This is a genomic window from Chromobacterium vaccinii, assembly GCF_001855275.1.
GTDB classification, from domain to species: Bacteria; Pseudomonadota; Gammaproteobacteria; order Burkholderiales; family Chromobacteriaceae; genus Chromobacterium; species Chromobacterium vaccinii.
Genome location: NZ_CP017707.1, coordinates 787513 through 804975 on the forward strand (window position 1 = coordinate 787513; position 17463 = coordinate 804975).

General features: G+C 64.3%; 15 protein-coding genes and 2 tRNA genes. 1 reads left to right on the forward strand and 16 read right to left on the reverse strand.

The genetic code is table 11. From position 1 onward, the window contains the following. Window positions 1-239: 239 nt before the first annotated feature. The 8 genes from BKX93_RS03550 to BKX93_RS03585 form a co-directional block, all read right to left on the reverse strand. Complete coding sequence (locus BKX93_RS03550; RefSeq protein ID WP_070978754.1) at window positions 240-1619, reverse strand: NarK family nitrate/nitrite MFS transporter; 1380 nt, start codon at window positions 1617-1619, stop codon at window positions 240-242. Between the two features lie 20 nt (window positions 1620-1639). Beyond that, window positions 1640-2917, reverse strand: a complete 1278-nt coding sequence (locus BKX93_RS03555) for an MFS transporter (RefSeq protein ID WP_046156891.1) — start codon at window positions 2915-2917, stop codon at window positions 1640-1642. 147 nt (window positions 2918-3064) lie between these two features. After that, window positions 3065-3658, reverse strand: a complete 594-nt coding sequence (locus BKX93_RS03560) for a PqiC family protein (protein WP_052729243.1) — start codon at window positions 3656-3658, stop codon at window positions 3065-3067. After that, the gene (locus BKX93_RS03565) at window positions 3655-5277 is read right to left on the reverse strand and encodes a PqiB family protein (RefSeq protein WP_244887230.1); all 1623 of its coding nucleotides are present in this window, start codon (window positions 5275-5277) and stop codon (window positions 3655-3657) included. Before BKX93_RS03565 ends, BKX93_RS03560 begins: the two co-directional genes overlap by 4 nt. After that, complete coding sequence (locus tag BKX93_RS03570; RefSeq protein ID WP_031296362.1) at window positions 5264-5899, reverse strand: paraquat-inducible protein A; 636 nt, start codon at window positions 5897-5899, stop codon at window positions 5264-5266. The genes BKX93_RS03565 and BKX93_RS03570 overlap by 14 nt, the downstream gene beginning before the upstream one ends. Further along, a complete protein-coding gene (locus BKX93_RS03575) occupies window positions 5881-6513 on the reverse strand; it encodes a paraquat-inducible protein A (protein WP_046156890.1) in 633 nt (210 codons plus the stop codon). The genes BKX93_RS03570 and BKX93_RS03575 overlap by 19 nt, the downstream gene beginning before the upstream one ends. Further along, window positions 6501-6791: a helix-hairpin-helix domain-containing protein gene (locus BKX93_RS03580; RefSeq protein ID WP_070978758.1), complete on the reverse strand. Its 291-nt coding sequence runs from the start codon at window positions 6789-6791 to the stop codon at window positions 6501-6503. The genes BKX93_RS03575 and BKX93_RS03580 overlap by 13 nt, the downstream gene beginning before the upstream one ends. A gap of 86 nt (window positions 6792-6877) precedes the next feature. Continuing rightward, the gene (locus tag BKX93_RS03585) at window positions 6878-7642 is read right to left on the reverse strand and encodes a sulfite exporter TauE/SafE family protein (RefSeq protein WP_222103284.1); all 765 of its coding nucleotides are present in this window, start codon (window positions 7640-7642) and stop codon (window positions 6878-6880) included. 88 nt (window positions 7643-7730) lie between these two features. Between BKX93_RS03585 and BKX93_RS03590 the strand changes: the two genes are divergently transcribed. Then, window positions 7731-8654: a LysR family transcriptional regulator gene (locus tag BKX93_RS03590; RefSeq protein ID WP_046156888.1), complete on the forward strand. Its 924-nt coding sequence runs from the start codon at window positions 7731-7733 to the stop codon at window positions 8652-8654. 49 nt (window positions 8655-8703) lie between these two features. On the opposite strand, the gene BKX93_RS03595 is transcribed toward BKX93_RS03590, so the two are convergent. The 8 genes from BKX93_RS03595 to tig form a co-directional block, all read right to left on the reverse strand. Beyond that, window positions 8704-10542 (reverse strand): SurA N-terminal domain-containing protein, encoded by a 1839-nt coding sequence (locus tag BKX93_RS03595; protein ID WP_046156887.1) that lies wholly within the window; start codon window positions 10540-10542, stop codon window positions 8704-8706. A gap of 70 nt (window positions 10543-10612) precedes the next feature. Next, window positions 10613-10689 (reverse strand) — tRNA-Asp (locus BKX93_RS03600). Window positions 10690-10696: 7 nt separating this feature from the next. Beyond that, window positions 10697-10772 (reverse strand) — tRNA-Val (locus BKX93_RS03605). A 48-nt stretch (window positions 10773-10820) separates the two neighbouring features. Next, window positions 10821-11090: an HU family DNA-binding protein gene (locus tag BKX93_RS03610; protein ID WP_011136101.1), complete on the reverse strand. Its 270-nt coding sequence runs from the start codon at window positions 11088-11090 to the stop codon at window positions 10821-10823. A gap of 173 nt (window positions 11091-11263) precedes the next feature. Next, window positions 11264-13678 carry an endopeptidase La gene (lon, locus tag BKX93_RS03615; RefSeq protein WP_046156886.1) on the reverse strand — a complete coding sequence of 805 codons (2415 nt, stop codon included), beginning with the start codon at window positions 13676-13678 and terminating at the stop codon, window positions 11264-11266. Window positions 13679-13821: 143 nt separating this feature from the next. Continuing rightward, on the reverse strand, window positions 13822-15102 hold the full coding sequence (gene clpX / locus BKX93_RS03620; protein WP_070978759.1) for an ATP-dependent Clp protease ATP-binding subunit ClpX: 1281 nt from the start codon (window positions 15100-15102) through the stop codon (window positions 13822-13824). Window positions 15103-15118: 16 nt separating this feature from the next. Continuing rightward, window positions 15119-15751 (reverse strand): ATP-dependent Clp endopeptidase proteolytic subunit ClpP, encoded by a 633-nt coding sequence (clpP, locus tag BKX93_RS03625; RefSeq protein ID WP_046167877.1) that lies wholly within the window; start codon window positions 15749-15751, stop codon window positions 15119-15121. Between the two features lie 21 nt (window positions 15752-15772). After that, on the reverse strand, window positions 15773-17080 hold the full coding sequence (gene tig / locus BKX93_RS03630) for a trigger factor (protein WP_046156883.1): 1308 nt from the start codon (window positions 17078-17080) through the stop codon (window positions 15773-15775). Between the last annotated feature and the right edge of the window lie 383 nt (window positions 17081-17463).

Genomic DNA, 17463 nt, shown 5'->3' on the forward strand with positions numbered 1-17463 from the left:
GCGTCGTCGCCGCCCGGCTGCCGGTACTGGTTGCGATGGTTCTTAGCCTACCTTTCGCCTGCAAGCCGCCCAATCGGCCAGTAGGGGTGAATGGCCCCGGCAGAGGAAGGGGGCCGGCTAAGCCTTAAGGAGTAGTCTGGGGTAGAACGAAAGCCGGACGTGAAAAAGGCGCCCGCAGGCGCCCTTTCGATACCATCCAAGCCATAGGCTGCAATGCCCGGCCAATAAGCGCTGCCCGCTCAGCAGCGCACCTCCGCCTTCTTGCGGGCGTAGTACCAGCCGTTGATCGCCAGGCAGCTCAGGTAGAAGGCGATGAACACGTACAGCGCCGCCTCCACGCCGCCGGTCATCGCGATAGAGGTGCCGTAGCTCTTGGGAATGAAGAAGCCGCCGTAGGCGCCGATGGCGCTGGTGAAGCCCAGCACCGCCGCCGCTTCGCGGGTGGCGTCTTGCGTCGCCTGCTTCTGCGCCGCCTCGCCTGGGCCGGCCATGCGCTGATGCAGGGTCAGGAAGATGGCCGGCACCTGCATGAAGGTGGAGCCGTTGCCGATTCCCGTCAGCGCGAACAGGCACAGGAACATCGCGAAGAAGCCGGTGAAACTGCCGCCCTGGCCGCCGTGCGGCAGGAAGAAGATCACGCCCACCACGCCCAATACCATCAACGAAAACGCAGCCTGCGTCACCTTGGCGCCGCCTATCTTGTCCGCCAGCCAGCCGCCCAGCGGGCGGGTCAGCGCGCCGACCAGGGGGCCGAGGAAGGCGTAACGGGTGGGGTCGATTTCGGGAAACTGGCCTTTCACCAGCAACGGAAAGCCGGCGGAGAAGCCGATGAAGGAGCCGAAGGTGCCCACGTACAGCCAGCACATCAGCCAGTTATGCTTGCGGGTGAAGATCACCGCCTGCTCGGAGAACGAAGACTTGGCCGAGGCCAGGTCGTTCATGCCGAACCAGGCCGCCAGCGCCGACACGGCGATGAACGGCACCCAGACGAAGCCGGCGTTCTGCAGCCACATCTGCTTGGACAGCGCGCCCTTCGCCCAATGCTGCGGATCGCCGCCCAGCTGGCCGAACAGGCCCATGGTGATGACGATGGGCACCACGAACTGCACGATGGACACGCCCAGATTGCCCAGGCCGGCGTTCAGGCCCAGAGCGGTGCCCTTCTCCGCCTTGGGGAAGAAGAAGCTGATATTGGCCATGCTGGAGCTGAAGTTGCCGCCGCCGAAGCCGCACAACAGCGCCAGCGTCACCATGGTGACATAGCTGGTGCTGGGGTCCTGCACCGCGAAACCGATGCCCACCGCGGGAATCAGCAAGCTGGCGGTGGAAATCGCCGTCCACTTGCGGCCGCCGAACACCGGCACCATGAAGGAGTAAAAGATGCGCAGCGTGGCGCCGGACAAGGCCGGCAGCGCCGCCAGCCAGAACAGCTGGTTCTGGCTGTAGCCGAAGCCGATATTCGGCATGTTCAGCACCGCCACGCTCCATACCTGCCAGATCGCGAAAGCCAGCGTCAGCGCCGGAATCGAGATCCACAGGTTGCGCCGCGCCACCGCGCGGCCTTTCTGCTGCCAGAACAAGGTCGATTCCGGCTCCCAGTGTTTGATCAGATAAGTCATGAATGTCTCCCGCGCCGCGTTCAGCCGCGCTCGCTCGTCAAGGGAATGGGATGGACCGGCGCGGCCGCGCGCGCCTTGGCCTTAGCCGCCGATTTGAAGGAAAAATGCATCCACACCAGGCTGACGCACACCGTGCCGTACAGCAGCATGAAGGCGCTGGAACGGACGCCGGTCAGATCCAGCAGCACGCCGAACAGGATGGGCAGCAGGAAGCCGCCCAGGCCGCCGGACAGGCCCACCACGCCGGACACCGCGCCGATGGAGTCAGGGAACTCGTCGGCGATGAACTTGAACACCGATGCCTTGCCGATGGCCATCGCCACCCCCACCAGGAACAGCAGGCCGGTGAACAGGTAGACGTTGAGGCCGATGTGCAGGCTCATCGGCCCGTTCACCGTGGCGACGCGCATCTCGGTCTGCGGATAGGACAACAGGAAGAAGGCAACCCAGCACACCCACATCACCGCCCAGGTGACCACGTGGGGGCCGAAACGGTCGGACAGATAACCGCCCGCCGCGCGCAACACGCCTCCCGGCAGGGAGAAGCAGGCCGCCAACAGCGCCGCGTGCTTCAGGTCCAGCCCGTATTCGCCGACGTAGTACTTGGTCATCCACAGCGCCAGCGCCACGTAGCCGCCGAACACCACCGAGTAGTACTGGCAATAGCGCAGCACCGCCGGGTGCTTCATCAGCGCCAGTTGCTGGCGCAGCGTGATGGTGGACGGCGCCTTGTGCGCCGGATCGCTGAATGAGAACAGCCAGAACAGGATGGCGGCGGCCAGCATGATCAGCGCGTACGCGGTGGGCACGCTCTGCCAGCCCCAGGCGACGATCAGCGCCGGCGCCACCAGTTTGGTCAAGGCCGAACCGGCGTTGCCAGCGCCGAAGATGCCCATGGCCAGGCCCTGCTGCTCCTTGCGGAACCAGCGCGCCACGTAGGGCGTGCCGACCGAGAACGAGCCCCCGGCCAGGCCGACGAACAGGCCGGCCAGCAGGAACTGCCAGTAGGCGCTGGCGAATTGCATCAGGTAGATGGGGATCACGCAGCTGAGCATCAGCGCGAACAATACCGGGCGGCCGCCGTAGCGGTCGGTCCAGATGCCCAGCGGCACGCGGATCAGCGAGCCGGTCAGCACCGGCGTCGCCGCCAGGATGCCGAATTCGGTTTCATTGAGGCCCAGCTGCTGCTTGATCGGGATGCCCAGCACCGCGAACATCATCCAGACCATGAAACAGAGGGTGAAGGCCAGCGTGCTGCTGGCCAGCACGCTGTAGCGTTTGAATGTCGGGGAAGTCATGGCGCCATACCCATGGAGTGGTCATGGTTGCCACGATAAGCGACGGCGGCGCGCGCCGGTATTCGTCGGTCGCAGGATTATCAGCCTGCCAACGGACGAGGCGGATTAACCCTTACGGCCGGGGCCGGCTACTCCCAATGGGGGAGATCAGCCCGCGCGCCACCATTCCGGATGCTGGACCAGCGGCGCGGCGATGTCTGCGGCCAGGCCATCCAGCAAGGTCTGCAAGCCGGCCAACAGCGCGCCCGGCTCGCTAGACGCCACCGCCTGGCTGCGGCTGAAGCCGCCGCGGGCCAGTATCTTGCCGTCGGCCGCGCTCTGCAGCTGCCACGCCGCCTCCAGCGCCGCGCCCTGGCCCGGCTTCAGGCTGAGGCCGCGCACGTCGACGGCGATGCGCAGATCGCCGCCGTCCATGCCCGGCTGTGGGTAGGCGTAGACGCTGGCCACGCCGCTGGCGCGCGCCACGCCCTGGCTGAGCCGTTGCGCCAGCAGCCGGTCCAGCGGCGCGCTCCAGCGTTCGAACTCCTGCAGCTTCAGCTCGCCGCCGCCCATGTCCATCACCAGCTGGGGGCGATCCAGCGCCGCCGGCAGGCTCACCGGCCCCAGCAGCACCCGCTTGCCGAATTGCGCCTTCGCCTGCGGCGCGGCCGGCGCGTCAAGCCCGTAAAAGCGCGACTGCGGCGACGCGCAGCCCGCCAGCGCCGCGATCATGGCCGCGGCGAACATCGTTTTCATCATCATGGCTGCGCCTCCTTGCCGCGCACCAGCGCCTCGGGATGGCGGTCCAGATAATCGGCCAGCGCGCGGAAGCTGCGCGCGGTCTCCTTCACTTCCTGCGCGGCGGAGCGCATGTCCTGTTGCAGCGGCGAATCGGCGCGCATGGTCTGGCGGGTGGCCTCCAGCGTCTGCTGCAACTGCTCCAGCGTCTTGCTCGCTTGCGGCACCGTCTGGTTATTCAGGCCGTCGCTGAGCCGCTTTACGCTGTCCAGCGTCTGGTGCAGCGATTTCAGCGAGGCGTCGGCCTCCTTGCCTATGCTGTCGAACGGCACCGCGTCCAGTTTCTTGACGATGCGCTGCAACACCCGCTGCAGCTCTTCCAGGTCGCCCGGAATGGTCGGCAGCTCGGGCACCCCGCCCTTCACCACCAGCCGGGCCGGCGGCGCGTCGCGGAAGAAGTCCAGCGCCACGTACAGCTGGCCGGTGATCAGGTTGCCGGAGCGCAGTTGGGCGCGCATGCCGTTGGCCACCAACGCCTGCGGCGACAGCTTGCCGGTGATGCGGCCGCCGCGCGACAGGCTGTCCAGCCGGCTGGGATAGGTGCGGATGTCCACCGTCATGTCGAAGTCCTTGCGGTCCTGCACGTACTGCACGCCTATCGCCGTCACTTCGCCTATCGTGATGCCGCGGAAGTCCACCGGCGCGCCGACGCTCAGCCCGCGCAGAGACTGGCGGAACCGCAGGCGGAACGGCTGCATCTCGCGGTCCGGATTCTGCAGCGCCCTGTCGCGGGTATCGTGCAGGATGAAATTGCGGTCCGACAGCGGAATGCCGGCATTGTCGGCCAGCGGCGTCTCGAAGGCGATGCCGCCCAGCGCGATCGCCGCCAGCGACTGGGTGCTGACGTTGAGGCCATTGGCGCTCAGCGACACGTCGACGCCGCTGGCGTGCCAGAAGCGGCTGTTGGCGGACACGAAATGGTCGTAAGGCGCGTTGATGAAGACGGCCACCTTGACGTAGCCGCCCTTGGGGTCCAGCTCGTAGCCGACTACTTGTCCCACCGGCACCCGGCGGAAATACACCGGCGAGCCAGTGTTCAGCGACCCCAGATTGTCCGCGCGCAGCGTGAAGGTCTGGCCCGGCAGGTCGGCGTTGATGATGGGGGGCGTCTCCAGGCCGACGAAATCGGCCTTCCGCGCCTCGCTCTTGCCGATGTCCATGCCGATGTAGGAGCCGGACAGCACCGTGCCCAGGCCGGACACGCCGCCGCCGGACACCCGCGGCCGCACCACCCAGAAACGGCTGTCCTCCGCCAGGTAATCGGCGGCCTCCTTGCGAAGCTGCGCGGTGGCGACGATGGCCTGCCGGTTGGGGCTGAGTTGGACTGAGGTCACCTCGCCGATCTCCACGTCCTTGTACTTGATCCGGGTCTTGCCGGCTTCTATCCCCTCCGCGTTCTGGAAGGAGATGGTGATGGTGGGGCCGCGCGACAACGCCGCGTGCACCGCCAGCCAGCCGCCTATCAAGGCCGCCACGACCGGAATCAGCCAGACCAGCGACGGCGCCCAGCGGCCGCGGCGAACCGGCACCGCCTGCGGCAGATCCGGCTCTGGAGGGTTTTGCGGATTTTCACTGCTCATCATGTTCCTCTACGGGGTCCCAGATCATCCTGGGATCGAAACTCATCGCGGCCAGCATGGTCAGCACCACCACCGCGCCGAAAGCGATCGCGCCTGGCCCGGCCTTGATGCTGGCCAAGGACTGCCATTGCACCAGCGCCACCATCAGCGCCACCACGAAAATGTCCAGCATCGACCACGGGCCGATCACTTCTATCATCCGGTACAGCCGCGTGCGCTGGCGCGGCGCCCAGCTCCAGCGCCACTGCACGCTGCATAACAGCAGCAGCAAGGCCAGTATTTTCAGCATCGGCACCAGCACGCTGGCGGTGAACACCACCAGCGCCAGCGGCCAGGAATCGTTGTTCCACAGATAGACCACGCCGCTCATGATGGTGTCGCGCTGCACGCCGGTCAGCGCCGTGGTTTCCATGATGGGCAGCAGATTGGCCGGCAGATAGCTGATCATCGCCGCCAGCAGCAAGGCCCAGCAGCGCTGCAGCGCCGCCGGCCGCCGCAGATGCAGCGGAGCCGCGCAGCGCGGACAGGCGACGGCCTCGGACGTCGAGATCCTTACCAGCAGCCCGCAGCCGTGGCACAGGCACAGATTGCGCGACGCCGCGCTGCTCAATGGATAATGCGGCATGAGCGATAGCGCTCCCACAGTTCATGCGGCCGGAAACGGCTGGCGCTGGCCGCCATCAGCACGATCAAGCCGAAAAACGCCCACAAGCCTATGCCCGGCTGCACGCTGGCCAGATGCACCAGCTTCACCAGCGAAACCAGCACGCCCAGCAAAAACACCTCCACCATGCACCAGGGCCGCGCGAGGCCGCGCAGCCGCATCATCGCCGGGAAACCCGGCAGCGCGCGGCCGAACAGCAGCGGCAGCTGCAGGTAGAGCATGCTGGCCAATTCCAGCGCCGGCATCACGATGCCGGTGAACAGCACCAGCAGCGCCACCTCCGGCATGCCCTGCCCATGCAGCGCCAGCGCGGTCTGCCACAGCGTGGCGGCATTGCGGTTGCCGGCGATCTCCAGCACCAGCACCGGGTAGATGTTTGAGATCGCGAACATCACCGCGCCGGCCGCCAGCAGCGCCACGCCGACCTCCGGGCCGCTATCCGAGCATTCGTACAGCTGGGCGCCGCAGCGCGGGCAGCAAACGCGCACGCGGCCGGTTTGCGCGCCGGGCAGGCGCAGCAGCAGATCACAATCGTGGCAGGCCGTCAGCCGCCCCTCCCTGCTCACACCGTCCATTTGCGCTTGCGCTCCGCGGTGAAGCTTGGCCAAGCGCGCGCCTCCCCGGTGTCCATGTAGTGGCAGACCGACATCAGCACGTCGAGCACGCAGGGATCGTGGCGCGCTCCGGTGGCGTCGCACAGCTGCAGATAAAGCTGGTGGGGATCGCGGTCCCGCAAGTCGGCCGGATGGCTCAGACCCAGCCGCCGCAGATCGGCGGCTGCGCGCGGGCCGACATTGGGCAGTTGCAGCAGATCGGTGGCGGCGTCCGGCAGCGGACAGCGGGATGGGTGCATGGAAAACGGCCGTGGCGTAGTCATTCAGACTACATGATAAAGGAGCGGCCGCCTCAGTTCAAAGCGGCCGCTCCCGGGCAAAACGCTCAACCGTGGAAAATGTCCCAGGCCAGCTTGCAGATCAGCACGCTGGTCAAGCCGAGGAACAGCACCCGCACGAAGCCGGCGCCCTTCTTCATCGCCAGCCGGGTGCCGACCATCGCGCCGGCCATATTGGCGGCCGCCATCGGCAGCGCGAGCTGATACAGCACGTGGCCGGCGCCGACGAAGAAGATCAACGCCGCGACATTGGTGGCCAGGTTCACCACCTTGGCCGCCGCCGACGCGTGCAGAAAATCGAAAGCGAAGAAGCGGATGAACAGGAACATCAGGAAGCTGCCGGTGCCAGGGCCGAACAGACCGTCGTAGAAACCGATGGCGCCGCCTATGGCCATGCCTACCGCCATTTCCCGGCGGCCGATGGCCACCGGCTTGTGCAACTTGCCGAAGTCCTTCTTCCACAACGTATACACCGCCATCACCAGCAGCAGCGCCAGCACCAGCGGCCGGATCACACCCTTGGGAATCTGCGACACGACAGCCGCGCCGGCGAACGAAAACACGAAGGCGGTGGCGGCGGCCGGCAGCACCAGCCGCCACGGCAGCCGCACCCGGCTCAGATAGGAACGCGCCGCCGACAGCGTGCCTACCGCCGCCGACAGTTTATTGGTGCCGAAGATGGTGGCCGGCACCGCATTGGGCAGCGCGCTGAACAGGCCGGGGATCTGGATCAGGCCGCCGCCGCCGACGGCCGCGTCCACCAAGCCCGCGCAAAAGGCGATCAGGCACAAAAAGCTCAAGCTCAACAACATTGTCATCCTCCTCGACGCAAATTGTACGTGCTGGCCCGAAACAATGCTTGCAATGTAATATTGCGAAAAACGCAACATTGGAGCCGCAATGAAGCCGCTATGGGGAATCCGCATATTCTGCGCGGTGGTGGAGCAGAAAAGCTTCGTCTCCGCCGCCCGCCAGCTGGGCACCTCGCCCAGCAGCGCCACCCGCGCGCTGCAGGCGCTGGAAGAGGAGCTGGGGGCGATGCTGCTGGCCCGCTCCAGCAAACAGGTGGAGCTGACCATGGCCGGCGAAGCCTACTACCCCGCCGCCCGCCAGATGCTGGACCTGCAGCAGCAGGCCGAGGAAGAGCTGAGCCAGCAGGCCGGCGCGCCGCGCGGCCTGCTGCGCTTCTCCGCGCCGGAAACGCTGGGGCGCGAGCTGCTGCCCGCCGTGCTGGCCAGCCTGGCCGATGCCCACGCCGGCCTGCGCTTCGAAGTGCTGTACAGCGATTCGATACTGGAGCCGATACGGGACAAGCTGGACTTCTCGATACGCGGCGCCTTCCCCGCCTCCAGCGAGCTGATCGGCCATCCCTTGTGGCACTACCGCCGCCACCTGTACGCCAGCCCGGATTATGTCGCCCGCCACGGCGCGCCGGACCATCCCGCCGAGTTGCCCCAGCACCGGGTGGTGATCCATAGCGCGCCGCGGGTGCTGAAAGCCTGGAATTTCGTATCAAGGGATGAAACCGTCAGCCTCAACCTGAATGCCTGGCATCGCAGCAACTCCGGCAACGGCGTGCTGGACGCCGTCCGCGCCGGCATGGGCATCGCCCGGCTGGGAGACTGGCTGGCGGAGCCGCTGGCCGCGCGCGGCGAGCTGGTGCGGCTGTGCCCGGATTTTCGCATCGTTTCCAGCCACGGCGACGATCCGCAGATGCATGCGGTGTTCGCCAGCCGCGGCATGCCGCGCAAAGCCCGGCTGCTGCTGGACGCGCTGCGTCAGGAAGCCCGGGCGCGCGGCTTCGACCTCCATCCGCCGCGCTGAAAGCAAAAAGCCCCGCATTAGCGGGGCTTGGCGTCCGAAGCGTGCCGGATCAGTTGTTGTCGGTCAGCGACTGCTTGCCGGCGGTGACCGGATACTTCTCGCGCAGAGCTTTCAGGTAACTGGCCAACTGGCTGTTGGCGCTCAGCTCGCCCAATACATTGCCCAACTGCGCGCGGTCGGCGTCGGTGACGGCCGGAGCCGGAACCACCTTGTTGACGCGGTAGATCACGTACTCGCCGGTGTCGTGGCGCACGCCCGCGAAACCAGGCAGCTTGCTGCCGGCCACGGCGAACACCGCGCGGACATCAGCGGCCGGCATGCCGGCGGCGGCGCGGCGGGATACTGTGGCCGACTGGCCCCACTTCTGCGCATCCACGCCCTTGCCGGCCTTCAGCTCGGCCAGCAGAGCCTGGCCCTTCTTGTCGGCCAGCTTGGCGCCTTCCCGCTCCACCAACTCCTTGCGGATCGCGTCGCTGACGTCGGCCAGCGGCTGCTGGCGCTCCGGCTGATGCTCGGCGATGCGGGCGACCACCAGGCGGTTGCCGCCGATATCCACCACTTCGCTGTTGTGCTTTTTCTTCAGCACATCGTCGCTGAACACGGCGGACAGCAGCTTGGCGTTGCCCAGCAGCTCGTCCTGAGACGGCTGGTTACGCTGCATCCAGTCGGAGTGCTTGACCTCCAGCTTCAGCGCGTCGACGACGCCCTTCAGCGAGTCGGCCTGCTGATAGGCGACTTCGTTCAGCTTGTCGGCTTGTTCGCGGAACAGCGCGGCGGATTTCTGCTTCTGCAGCTTGTCGACGATCGCGCCCTTGACGTCTTCCAGGCTCTGCGACTTGACCGCGTCCAGGCGGATGATGTGGAAACCGTACTCGGTTTCCACCAGGTCGCTGATCTGGCCCGGCTTCAGCTTGAACACCGCGTCGTCGAACGGCTTGACCATCATGCCGTGGCCGAAAAAGCCCAGGTCGCCGCCCTTCTCCGCGGAGCCAGGATCCTGCGACTTGGCCTTGGCCAGCTCGGCGAACTTGGCCGGATTGGCGCGCACATCCTTCAGGATGGCCTCAGCCTCGGCCTTGACCTTGGCCTTCTGCTCCGGCTTGGCGTCCTTGGCCACCGTCAGCAGGATATGGGAGGCGCGGCGCTGTTCGCCGGCCAGGTCGGCCTTGTGCTGGTCGTAGTACTTCTGCACGTCGGCGTCGCTGACCTTGATGCCCTGAGCCAATGCATCCTGGGACAGCACCACATAATCCAGCTTCACCTGCTCCGGCAGCTTGAAGCGCTTGGCGTTGGCGTCGTAGTAGGCTTTGAGCGCCGCGGCGTCGGTCTTCACCTCGGAGCCGAAATCGGACGGCTTCAACACCAACTGCTGCAGTTCGCGGCCTTCGCCCAGCAGCCCCGCCACGCGGCCCACCACCGTGTTGGACACGAACTGGGTGCCGGCCACGCTGTTCAGCTGGCTTTGCAGCAGGATATCGCGGCTGATGTCGGCCTCGAAGGCTTCCGGATTCGGATAGCGGCTCTTCAGGAATTCGCTGTAGCGCTGGGAGCTGAACTGGCCGTTTTCCTGAAAGGCGGGAATGGAAGCGATCACCTTGCGCAGCTGTTCCGGGCTGACGGCGACGCCGTGGTCGCGGGCCTCGGCCAGCAGCAACTCCTGGCGGATCAGGTTTTCCAGCGCAGCCTGGCGGGCGGCGGGGTCGCTAGGCTGGCCTTCCAGCGCGCGATCCAGATCTCGCTTGTAGATCTTGGTCTTACCCACCTTGACCAGATAGGGATCGTCGGTGGCGCTGGAATAGCTGCCGACGCCGAAGCCCACGAAAGTCAGGGCCACAGCGCCCAGGATCACTTGAATGACGGTTTTGTTGTTCTGGACAAACTCGAACATGACGATTGGCTAAGGCCACCCCTGTAAAAAAAAGGTGAACACGCAAACGGTTCACCTTTTCTTGTGTATTTGGCGGAGTGGACGGGGCTCGAACCCGCGACCCCCGGCGTGACAGGCCGGTATTCTGACCAACTGAACTACCACTCCGTGCCGTTGGTGGGCGTTGACGGAGTCGAACCGCCGACATTCTGCTTGTAAGGCAGACGCTCTACCAACTGAGCTAAACGCCCGTGCGCTCCGCCGAACCCTGGAAAATCAGGCCCCGGCGGAGTGGCAAATTATAGCGCGTCTTTCAGTGCCTTGCCAGCGCGGAACTTCGGAGAACGTGCCGCCGGGATCTTGATGGTGGCGCCGGTCTTCGGGTTGCGGCCGCTGCGCTCAGCGCGTTCGCCCACGTAGAAGGTGCCGAAACCCACCAGGGTCACGGTATCGCCTTTTTTCAAGGCGGAGGTAACGGCAGCAACCATGCCGTCCAGAGCCTTGGCAGCAGCAGCCTTGGAGATGTCGGCTTCTGCCGCGATGGCGTCAATCAGTTCAGACTTGTTCACGTAAGTCCCCTTTCGTCGTTCTCGGTCTACGTAGTTCAGATAAAAACGCTTGCTTTATAGCAAGGCGGAAATCCTTGTGTCAAGCGGCTTCCACGGTCATTTTGCTAATTCGCAAGCACAACGGGAAGCCGCGAAAACACAGCTTATTCACGGCTTCGGTAAGACCATGATTCTTAATGCTTCAGGACCGGAACATTGCTGCCGGCGTCCTGAGCGGGCGGAATGTCGCCAGATTGTTCTTCTTGCGACAGTTCTTCCGGTTGACGTTCCAGCGCGAGCGCCAGCACCTCATCAATCCACTTGACCGGATGGATCTCCAGCTTCTGCTTGATGTTGGCCGGAATCTCCACCAGATCCTTTTCATTGCCCTTCGGGATCAGCACGTGGCGGATGCCGCCGCGGTGCGCCGCCAGCAACTTCTCCTTCAGGCCGCCGATCGGCAGCACCTCGCCGCGCAGCGTGATCTCGCCGGTCATCGCCACGTCGGCGCGCACCGGAATGCCGGTCAGCACCGACACGATGGCCGTGGTCATCGCGATGCCGGCGCTGGGGCCGTCCTTCGGCGTCGCGCCTTCCGGCACGTGGATGTGCATGTCGCTCTTCTCGTAGAAGTCCGGTTTGACGCCCAGGCTTCTGGCCCTGCTGCGCACCACGCTCATCGCTGCCGTGATCGACTCCTGCATCACCTCGCCCAATTGGCCGGTGCGCACGATATTGCCCTTGCCGGGCAGCGATACCGCCTCGATGGTCAGCAACTCGCCCCCCACCTCGGTCCACGCCAGGCCGGTTACCTGGCCGATGCGGTTCTGCTCCTCGGCCAGGCCGTAGTCGAAGCGGCGCACGCCCAGGTACTTGTCCAGATTCTTGGCCGATACCGTCACCTTGGCCGTTTTGGTCGGTTTCAGCAACGCGCCGGTCACTACCTTGCGGCAAATTTTGGCCACTTCGCGGTCCAGGCTGCGGACGCCGGCTTCGCGGGTGTAATAGCGGACAATGTCCCGGATCGCCGATTCCTGCACCACCAGCTCGCCCTCGCGCACGCCATTGGCTTCCACTTGCTTGGGTAGCAGGTACTTCAGCGCGATGTTCACCTTTTCGTCCTCGGTATAGCCGGAAAGACGAATGATTTCCATCCGGTCGAGCAATGCCGGCGGGATGTTCAGCGAGTTGGCTGTCGCGACGAACATCACATCGGACAGGTCGTATTCGACTTCGGCGTAGTGGTCGATGAAGGCGTGGTTCTGCTCCGGATCCAGCACTTCCAGCAGCGCCGACGACGGATCGCCGCGGAAATCCGCGCCCAACTTGTCCACTTCGTCCAGCAGGAACAGGGGGTTCTTGACGCCGATCTTGGCCATGTTCTGCAGCACCTTGCCCGGCATCGAGCCGATGTAGGTGCGGCGGTGGCCCCGGATCTCGGACTCGTCGCGCACGCCGCCCAGCGCCATCCGCACGAACTTGCGGTTGGTGGCGCGGGCGATGGACTGCCCCAGCGAGGTTTTGCCCACGCCCGGAGGGCCCACCAGGCACAGGATAGGCGCCTTCAGGCGGTCGACGCGCTGCTGCACCGCCAGGTACTCCAGAATGCGTTCCTTGACCTTCTCCAGACCGAAGTGATCCTCATCCAGCACGGCATCAGCCGCGGCCACGTCCTTGCTGATCTTGGTCTTTTTCTTCCACGGCAGCTCGAGCAGCGTGTCGATGTAATTGCGCACCACGGTGGCCTCGGCCGACATCGGCGACATCATCTTCAGCTTCTTCAGCTCGGACAATGCCTTCTCGCGGCCTTCCTTGCTCATGCCGGCGGCCTTGATGCGGCGCTCCAGCTCGTCGTGGTCGCTGGCCTCGTCCATCTCGCCCAGCTCTTTCTGGATGGCCTTGACCTGCTCGTTCAGGTAGTACTCGCGCTGGCTCTTCTCCATCTGGCGCTTGACGCGGCCGCGGATGCGCTTTTCCACCTGCAGGATGTCGATCTCGCCTTCCAGTTGCGACATCAGATGCTCGAGGCGGGTCTGCACGTCGAACATCTCCAGCACTTCCTGCTTCTGCTCCAGCTTCAGCGGCAGGTGGGCGATGATGCTGTCGGCCATGCGGCCGGCGCGGTCGATGCCGGCCAGCGAGTTCAGCACCTCGGGCGGAATCTTCTTGTTCAGCTTGACGTACTGCTCGAACTGCGCGAGCAGCGCACGGCGCATCGCCTCGGTCTCGTTGGATTCTTCCAGTTCGCTGGACAGCGGCGTGAACTCGGCGACGAAGCAGCCGTCCTCCTCGCCCACTTCCTTGATGGTGGCGCGCTGGCGTCCCTCCACCAGCACCTTGACCGTGCCGTCGGGCAGCTTGAGCATCTGCAGCACTGCCGCGATGGTGCCCACGCTGTACAGATCTTCGGCGGAAGGTTCGTCCTTTGAGGCGGAGCGCTGGGCCACCAGCAGGATCTGCTTGCCCTCGTCCATCGCCAGTTCCAGCGCACGGATCGACTTGGCCCGACCGACGAACAGCGGAATGACCATGTGCGGAAAGACCACCACATCGCGCAACGGCAGCAGCGGCAGCGTGGTCTCTTCTCTGATTTCTGCGGGTTGCGGCATATCACCTAACCTTAGCTTGGGGAAACAATGCTTGGAAAATGGGGCGAAAGGCCAGAATATCAACACCCCATACTAAAACAGATTACGTCGGTGACAAATAAAAAACCGCCCTGACGGGCGGTTCAGTCATTCAGGCCAGGCCGTCAGGCGGATTGTGCCACATCGCCGCCTTCGCGATAGATGAAAAGCGGCTTGTCGCCCTTCTCGATCACCTTCTCGTCGACAACAACCTTTTCCACATCCTGCATCGAGGGCAGCTCGTACATGGTGTCCAGCAGCGCGCGCTCCAGAATGGAACGCAGGCCACGGGCGCCGGTCTTGCGGGCGAGCGCCTGCTTGGCGATCACTCGCAGCGCCGACGGACGCACTTCCAGCTCCACCGCCTCCAGCGAGAACAGCCGCTGGTATTGCTTGATCAGCGCGTTCTTCGGCTGGGTCAGAATGGAAACCAGCGCCTCCTCGTCCAGCTCCTCCAGCGTGGCCACCACCGGCAGACGGCCGATCAGCTCCGGAATCAGGCCGAAACGGATGATGTCCTGCGGCTCGACCTCCTGGAACAGCTTGGTCAGACTCTTGCCATCATCCTTGGAGGAGACTTCGGCGCCGAAGCCGATGCCGCCCTTCTCGGAACGCTGGCGGATGATCTTGTCCAGACCATCGAAAGCGCCGCCGCAGACGAACAGGATGTTGGTTGTGTCGACCTGGATGAACTCCTGGTTCGGATGCTTGCGGCCGCCTTGCGGCGGCACCGATGCCACCGTGCCCTCGATCAGCTTCAGCAAGGCCTGCTGCACGCCCTCGCCCGATACGTCGCGGGTGATGGACGGGTTTTCCGACTTGCGCGAGATCTTGTCGATCTCGTCGATGTAGACGATGCCGCGCTGGGCCTTCTCAACATCGTAGTCGCACTTCTGCAGCAGCTTCTGGATGATGTGCTCGACATCCTCGCCCACATACCCCGCCTCGGTCAGCGTGGTGGCGTCGGCGATGACGAAGGGCACATCCAGCAGGCGCGCCAGCGACTGGGCCAGCAGGGTCTTGCCGGAGCCGGTCGGGCCGATCAAGAGGATATTGCTCTTGGACAGCTCGACGTCATCCTTGCCGCCCTTGTTGTACAGCCGCTTGTAGTGGTTGTACACCGCCACCGACAGGGTCTTCTTGGCGAAGTCCTGGCCGATGATGTACTGGTCCAGATCCGCGCGGATCTCCTGCGGCGTCGGCAAGGGATGGTCGCCGGACGCGCCGCCGATCACCTCTCCGCCAGCGCCTTTTTCCAGCTCCTCGCGGATGATGTCGTTGCACAGCTCGACGCATTCATTGCAAATGAATACCTGCGGTCCGGCGATCAGCCGTTGCACCTCATGCTGGCTCTTTCCGCAGAAAGAGCAGTAGAGAAGCTTCTCGTTGCTGTTTTTGTCAGCCATTAGCCAATTCCACTACTTAGGCCGTCACATCCCGACGGGAAGACAGCACTTTATCGATCATGCCGTACGCACGAGCCTCTTCCGCCGACATGAAGTTGTCGCGTTCGGTGTCGGACTGCACACGCTCCAGCGCCTGGCCCGAGTGCTTGGCCAGCAGCTCGTTCATCTTTGCCTTCACCTTGACCAGCTCGCGGGCATGGATCTCGATGTCGGTCACCTGGCCTGACAGGCCGCCGCCGTACAGCAGCGGCTGGTGAATCATAACCCGGCTGTTCTCCAGCGCGAAACGCTTGCCATGGGCGCCCGCCGCCAACAGGAAGGCGCCCATGCTGGCCGCCTGCCCGATGCACAGCGTCGAAACATCCGGCTTGATGAAGTTCATCGTATCGTAGATCGACATGCCGGCGGTAATCGAGCCGCCCGGCGAGTTGATGTAGAAATGGATGTCCTTGTCCGGATTTTCCGACTCCAGGAACAGCATCTGCGCCACAACCAGGTTGGCCGACTCGTCGGTGACAGGACCGACCAGGAAGACGATGCGTTCCTTCAGCAGGCGAGAGTAGATGTCATAGGCGCGCTCGCCCCGACCGCTCTGCTCCACCACCATGGGCACCAAGCCCAGACCTTGCGGTTCCATCATAGATTTCATCGGCCACTCCAAAAGTTGTTATCAGGCTTGGCTGCCCATCAGTTCATCGAAGGACAGGTCCTTGGCTACAACATTGGCCTGAGACAGCACAAATTCAACCACGTTGTCTTCCAGAACCATCGAAGTCGGGCCTTCCAGACGGTCTTGGCTCTCGTAGTACCAGGCCAGCACGTCTTCCGGCTGCTCGTAGCTGTCGGCGAATTCGGTGATCATGCCGCGAACCTGTTCCGGTTTGGCTTCCAGCTTGTTGGCTTCAACCATTTCCGACAGGATCAGGCCCAGCTTCACGCGACGTTCGGCCTGAGCGGCGAACAGCTCCGGCGGGAACGGCATGTCTTTCACGTTCATGCCGCGTTGCTGCATGTCGCGGCGGGCCTGCTCGACCAGACGGCCGATTTCCAGGCTCACCAGGGCTTTCGGCAGCTCCAGCTCGGTGGCGTCGATCAGCGCCTGCATCACGTTTTCCTTGATGCGGGCTTGCAGGCGGCGCTTCACTTCGCGCTCGACGTTCTTGCGGATTTCGCCGCGCATCTTTTCCACGTCGCCTTCGGCGATGCCCAGCATCTTGGCGAATTCTTCGTTCACTTCCGGCAGGGTGGCTTCAGCCACGTTCTTCACCAGGATCTCGAACACGGCCTTCTTGCCGGCCACGTCCTTGCCATGGTAATCCTCGGGGAAGCTCACTTCCACGCTCTTGATGTCGCCTTCCTTGGCGCCGACGACGCCGGCTTCGAACTCGGCCAGCATCTGGCCCTGGCCCAGCACGAAGGGGAAGTTCTCGGAAGAGCCGCCTTCGAAGGCCACGCCGTCGATGGTGCCCTTGAAGTCGATGATCACGCGGTCGCCTTCGGCGGCTTCGCGCTCAACGCGGTTGTAGCGGGTGCGCTGCTTGCGCAGAATGTCGATGGTCTTTTCGATTTCGGCGTCGCCGACCACGGTGTTCGGCTTTTCGATTTCCTTGCCGGCCAGCTCGCCGACCTTCACTTCCGGATACACTTCGAAAGTGGCGGCGAACTTGAAGTTTTCCTTGTCGTCGCCGGCTGCAACCGGCTCGAAACGCGGGTAGCCGGCAACGCGCAGGCTTTGTTCGGTCACGGCCTTGTAGAAGCCTTGCTGAACCTGCTCACCCATCACCTCTTCACGCACCTGGGCGCCGTAGTTCATTTCCACGATCTTCAGCGGAGCCTTGCCCGGGCGGAAACCTTGGATCTTGGCGCCGCGGGCCACGCGCTTCAGGCGCTCGGCAACCTGGGTTTCAATGGCGGCCATCGGCAGGGCGATGTTCATGCGGCGTTCAAGATTGCTCAGAGTTTCCAGCTGTACTTGCATGTTGATTCCTTAAGTGTGACAGGTTTTAGTCATCTGGGACGGTACGACGCCCACTCCCGCCAGGTTTCCGGCACCCGCCGGACGGCTTGGAAGCGGCGCTGCGTGGAGTTACACCACGCACCCAACGAAGCAAAGAGTATAGCACGCAGGGCCGGCTTGTCTGCCCCTCTGCCGCTCCGGCTTCGGCCGGGAGTCCCGCCCGCCTGCGGCGCCGACGCGCGCCGCGCCGCGAACCCAAAAGGATTTCGGCTTGATATTGCAGAGGTTTTTACCGGCGCGCACGCGGCGGCTGGCGCCATCTGCTATCATCCCGCTTCATGCAAATTGCCATTTCCAGCAGAGAAAATATCCTGAAAGAATGAGCCTTTCCGCCCGAAACCGCG

What these genes read in the sequence shown, in the direction of transcription:
- BKX93_RS03550 (WP_070978754.1), bottom strand. Translation starts at nt 1,619, where the DNA reads ATGACTTATCTGATCAAACACTGGGAGCCGGAATCGACCTTGTTCTGG.
- BKX93_RS03555 (WP_046156891.1), bottom strand. Translation starts at nt 2,917, where the DNA reads ATGACTTCCCCGACATTCAAACGCTACAGCGTGCTGGCCAGCAGCACG.
- BKX93_RS03560 (WP_052729243.1), bottom strand. Translation starts at nt 3,658, where the DNA reads ATGATGATGAAAACGATGTTCGCCGCGGCCATGATCGCGGCGCTGGCG.
- BKX93_RS03565 (WP_244887230.1), bottom strand. Translation starts at nt 5,277, where the DNA reads ATGATGAGCAGTGAAAATCCGCAAAACCCTCCAGAGCCGGATCTGCCG.
- BKX93_RS03570 (WP_031296362.1), bottom strand. Translation starts at nt 5,899, where the DNA reads ATGCCGCATTATCCATTGAGCAGCGCGGCGTCGCGCAATCTGTGCCTG.
- BKX93_RS03575 (WP_046156890.1), bottom strand. Translation starts at nt 6,513, where the DNA reads ATGGACGGTGTGAGCAGGGAGGGGCGGCTGACGGCCTGCCACGATTGT.
- BKX93_RS03580 (WP_070978758.1), bottom strand. Translation starts at nt 6,791, where the DNA reads ATGCACCCATCCCGCTGTCCGCTGCCGGACGCCGCCACCGATCTGCTG.
- BKX93_RS03585 (WP_222103284.1), bottom strand. Translation starts at nt 7,642, where the DNA reads ATGTTGTTGAGCTTGAGCTTTTTGTGCCTGATCGCCTTTTGCGCGGGC.
- BKX93_RS03590 (WP_046156888.1), top strand. Translation starts at nt 7,731, where the DNA reads ATGAAGCCGCTATGGGGAATCCGCATATTCTGCGCGGTGGTGGAGCAG.
- BKX93_RS03595 (WP_046156887.1), bottom strand. Translation starts at nt 10,542, where the DNA reads ATGTTCGAGTTTGTCCAGAACAACAAAACCGTCATTCAAGTGATCCTG.
- lon (WP_046156886.1), bottom strand. Translation starts at nt 13,678, where the DNA reads ATGCCGCAACCCGCAGAAATCAGAGAAGAGACCACGCTGCCGCTGCTG.
- clpX (WP_070978759.1), bottom strand. Translation starts at nt 15,102, where the DNA reads ATGGCTGACAAAAACAGCAACGAGAAGCTTCTCTACTGCTCTTTCTGC.
- clpP (WP_046167877.1), bottom strand. Translation starts at nt 15,751, where the DNA reads ATGAAATCTATGATGGAACCGCAAGGTCTGGGCTTGGTGCCCATGGTG.
- tig (WP_046156883.1), bottom strand. Translation starts at nt 17,080, where the DNA reads ATGCAAGTACAGCTGGAAACTCTGAGCAATCTTGAACGCCGCATGAAC.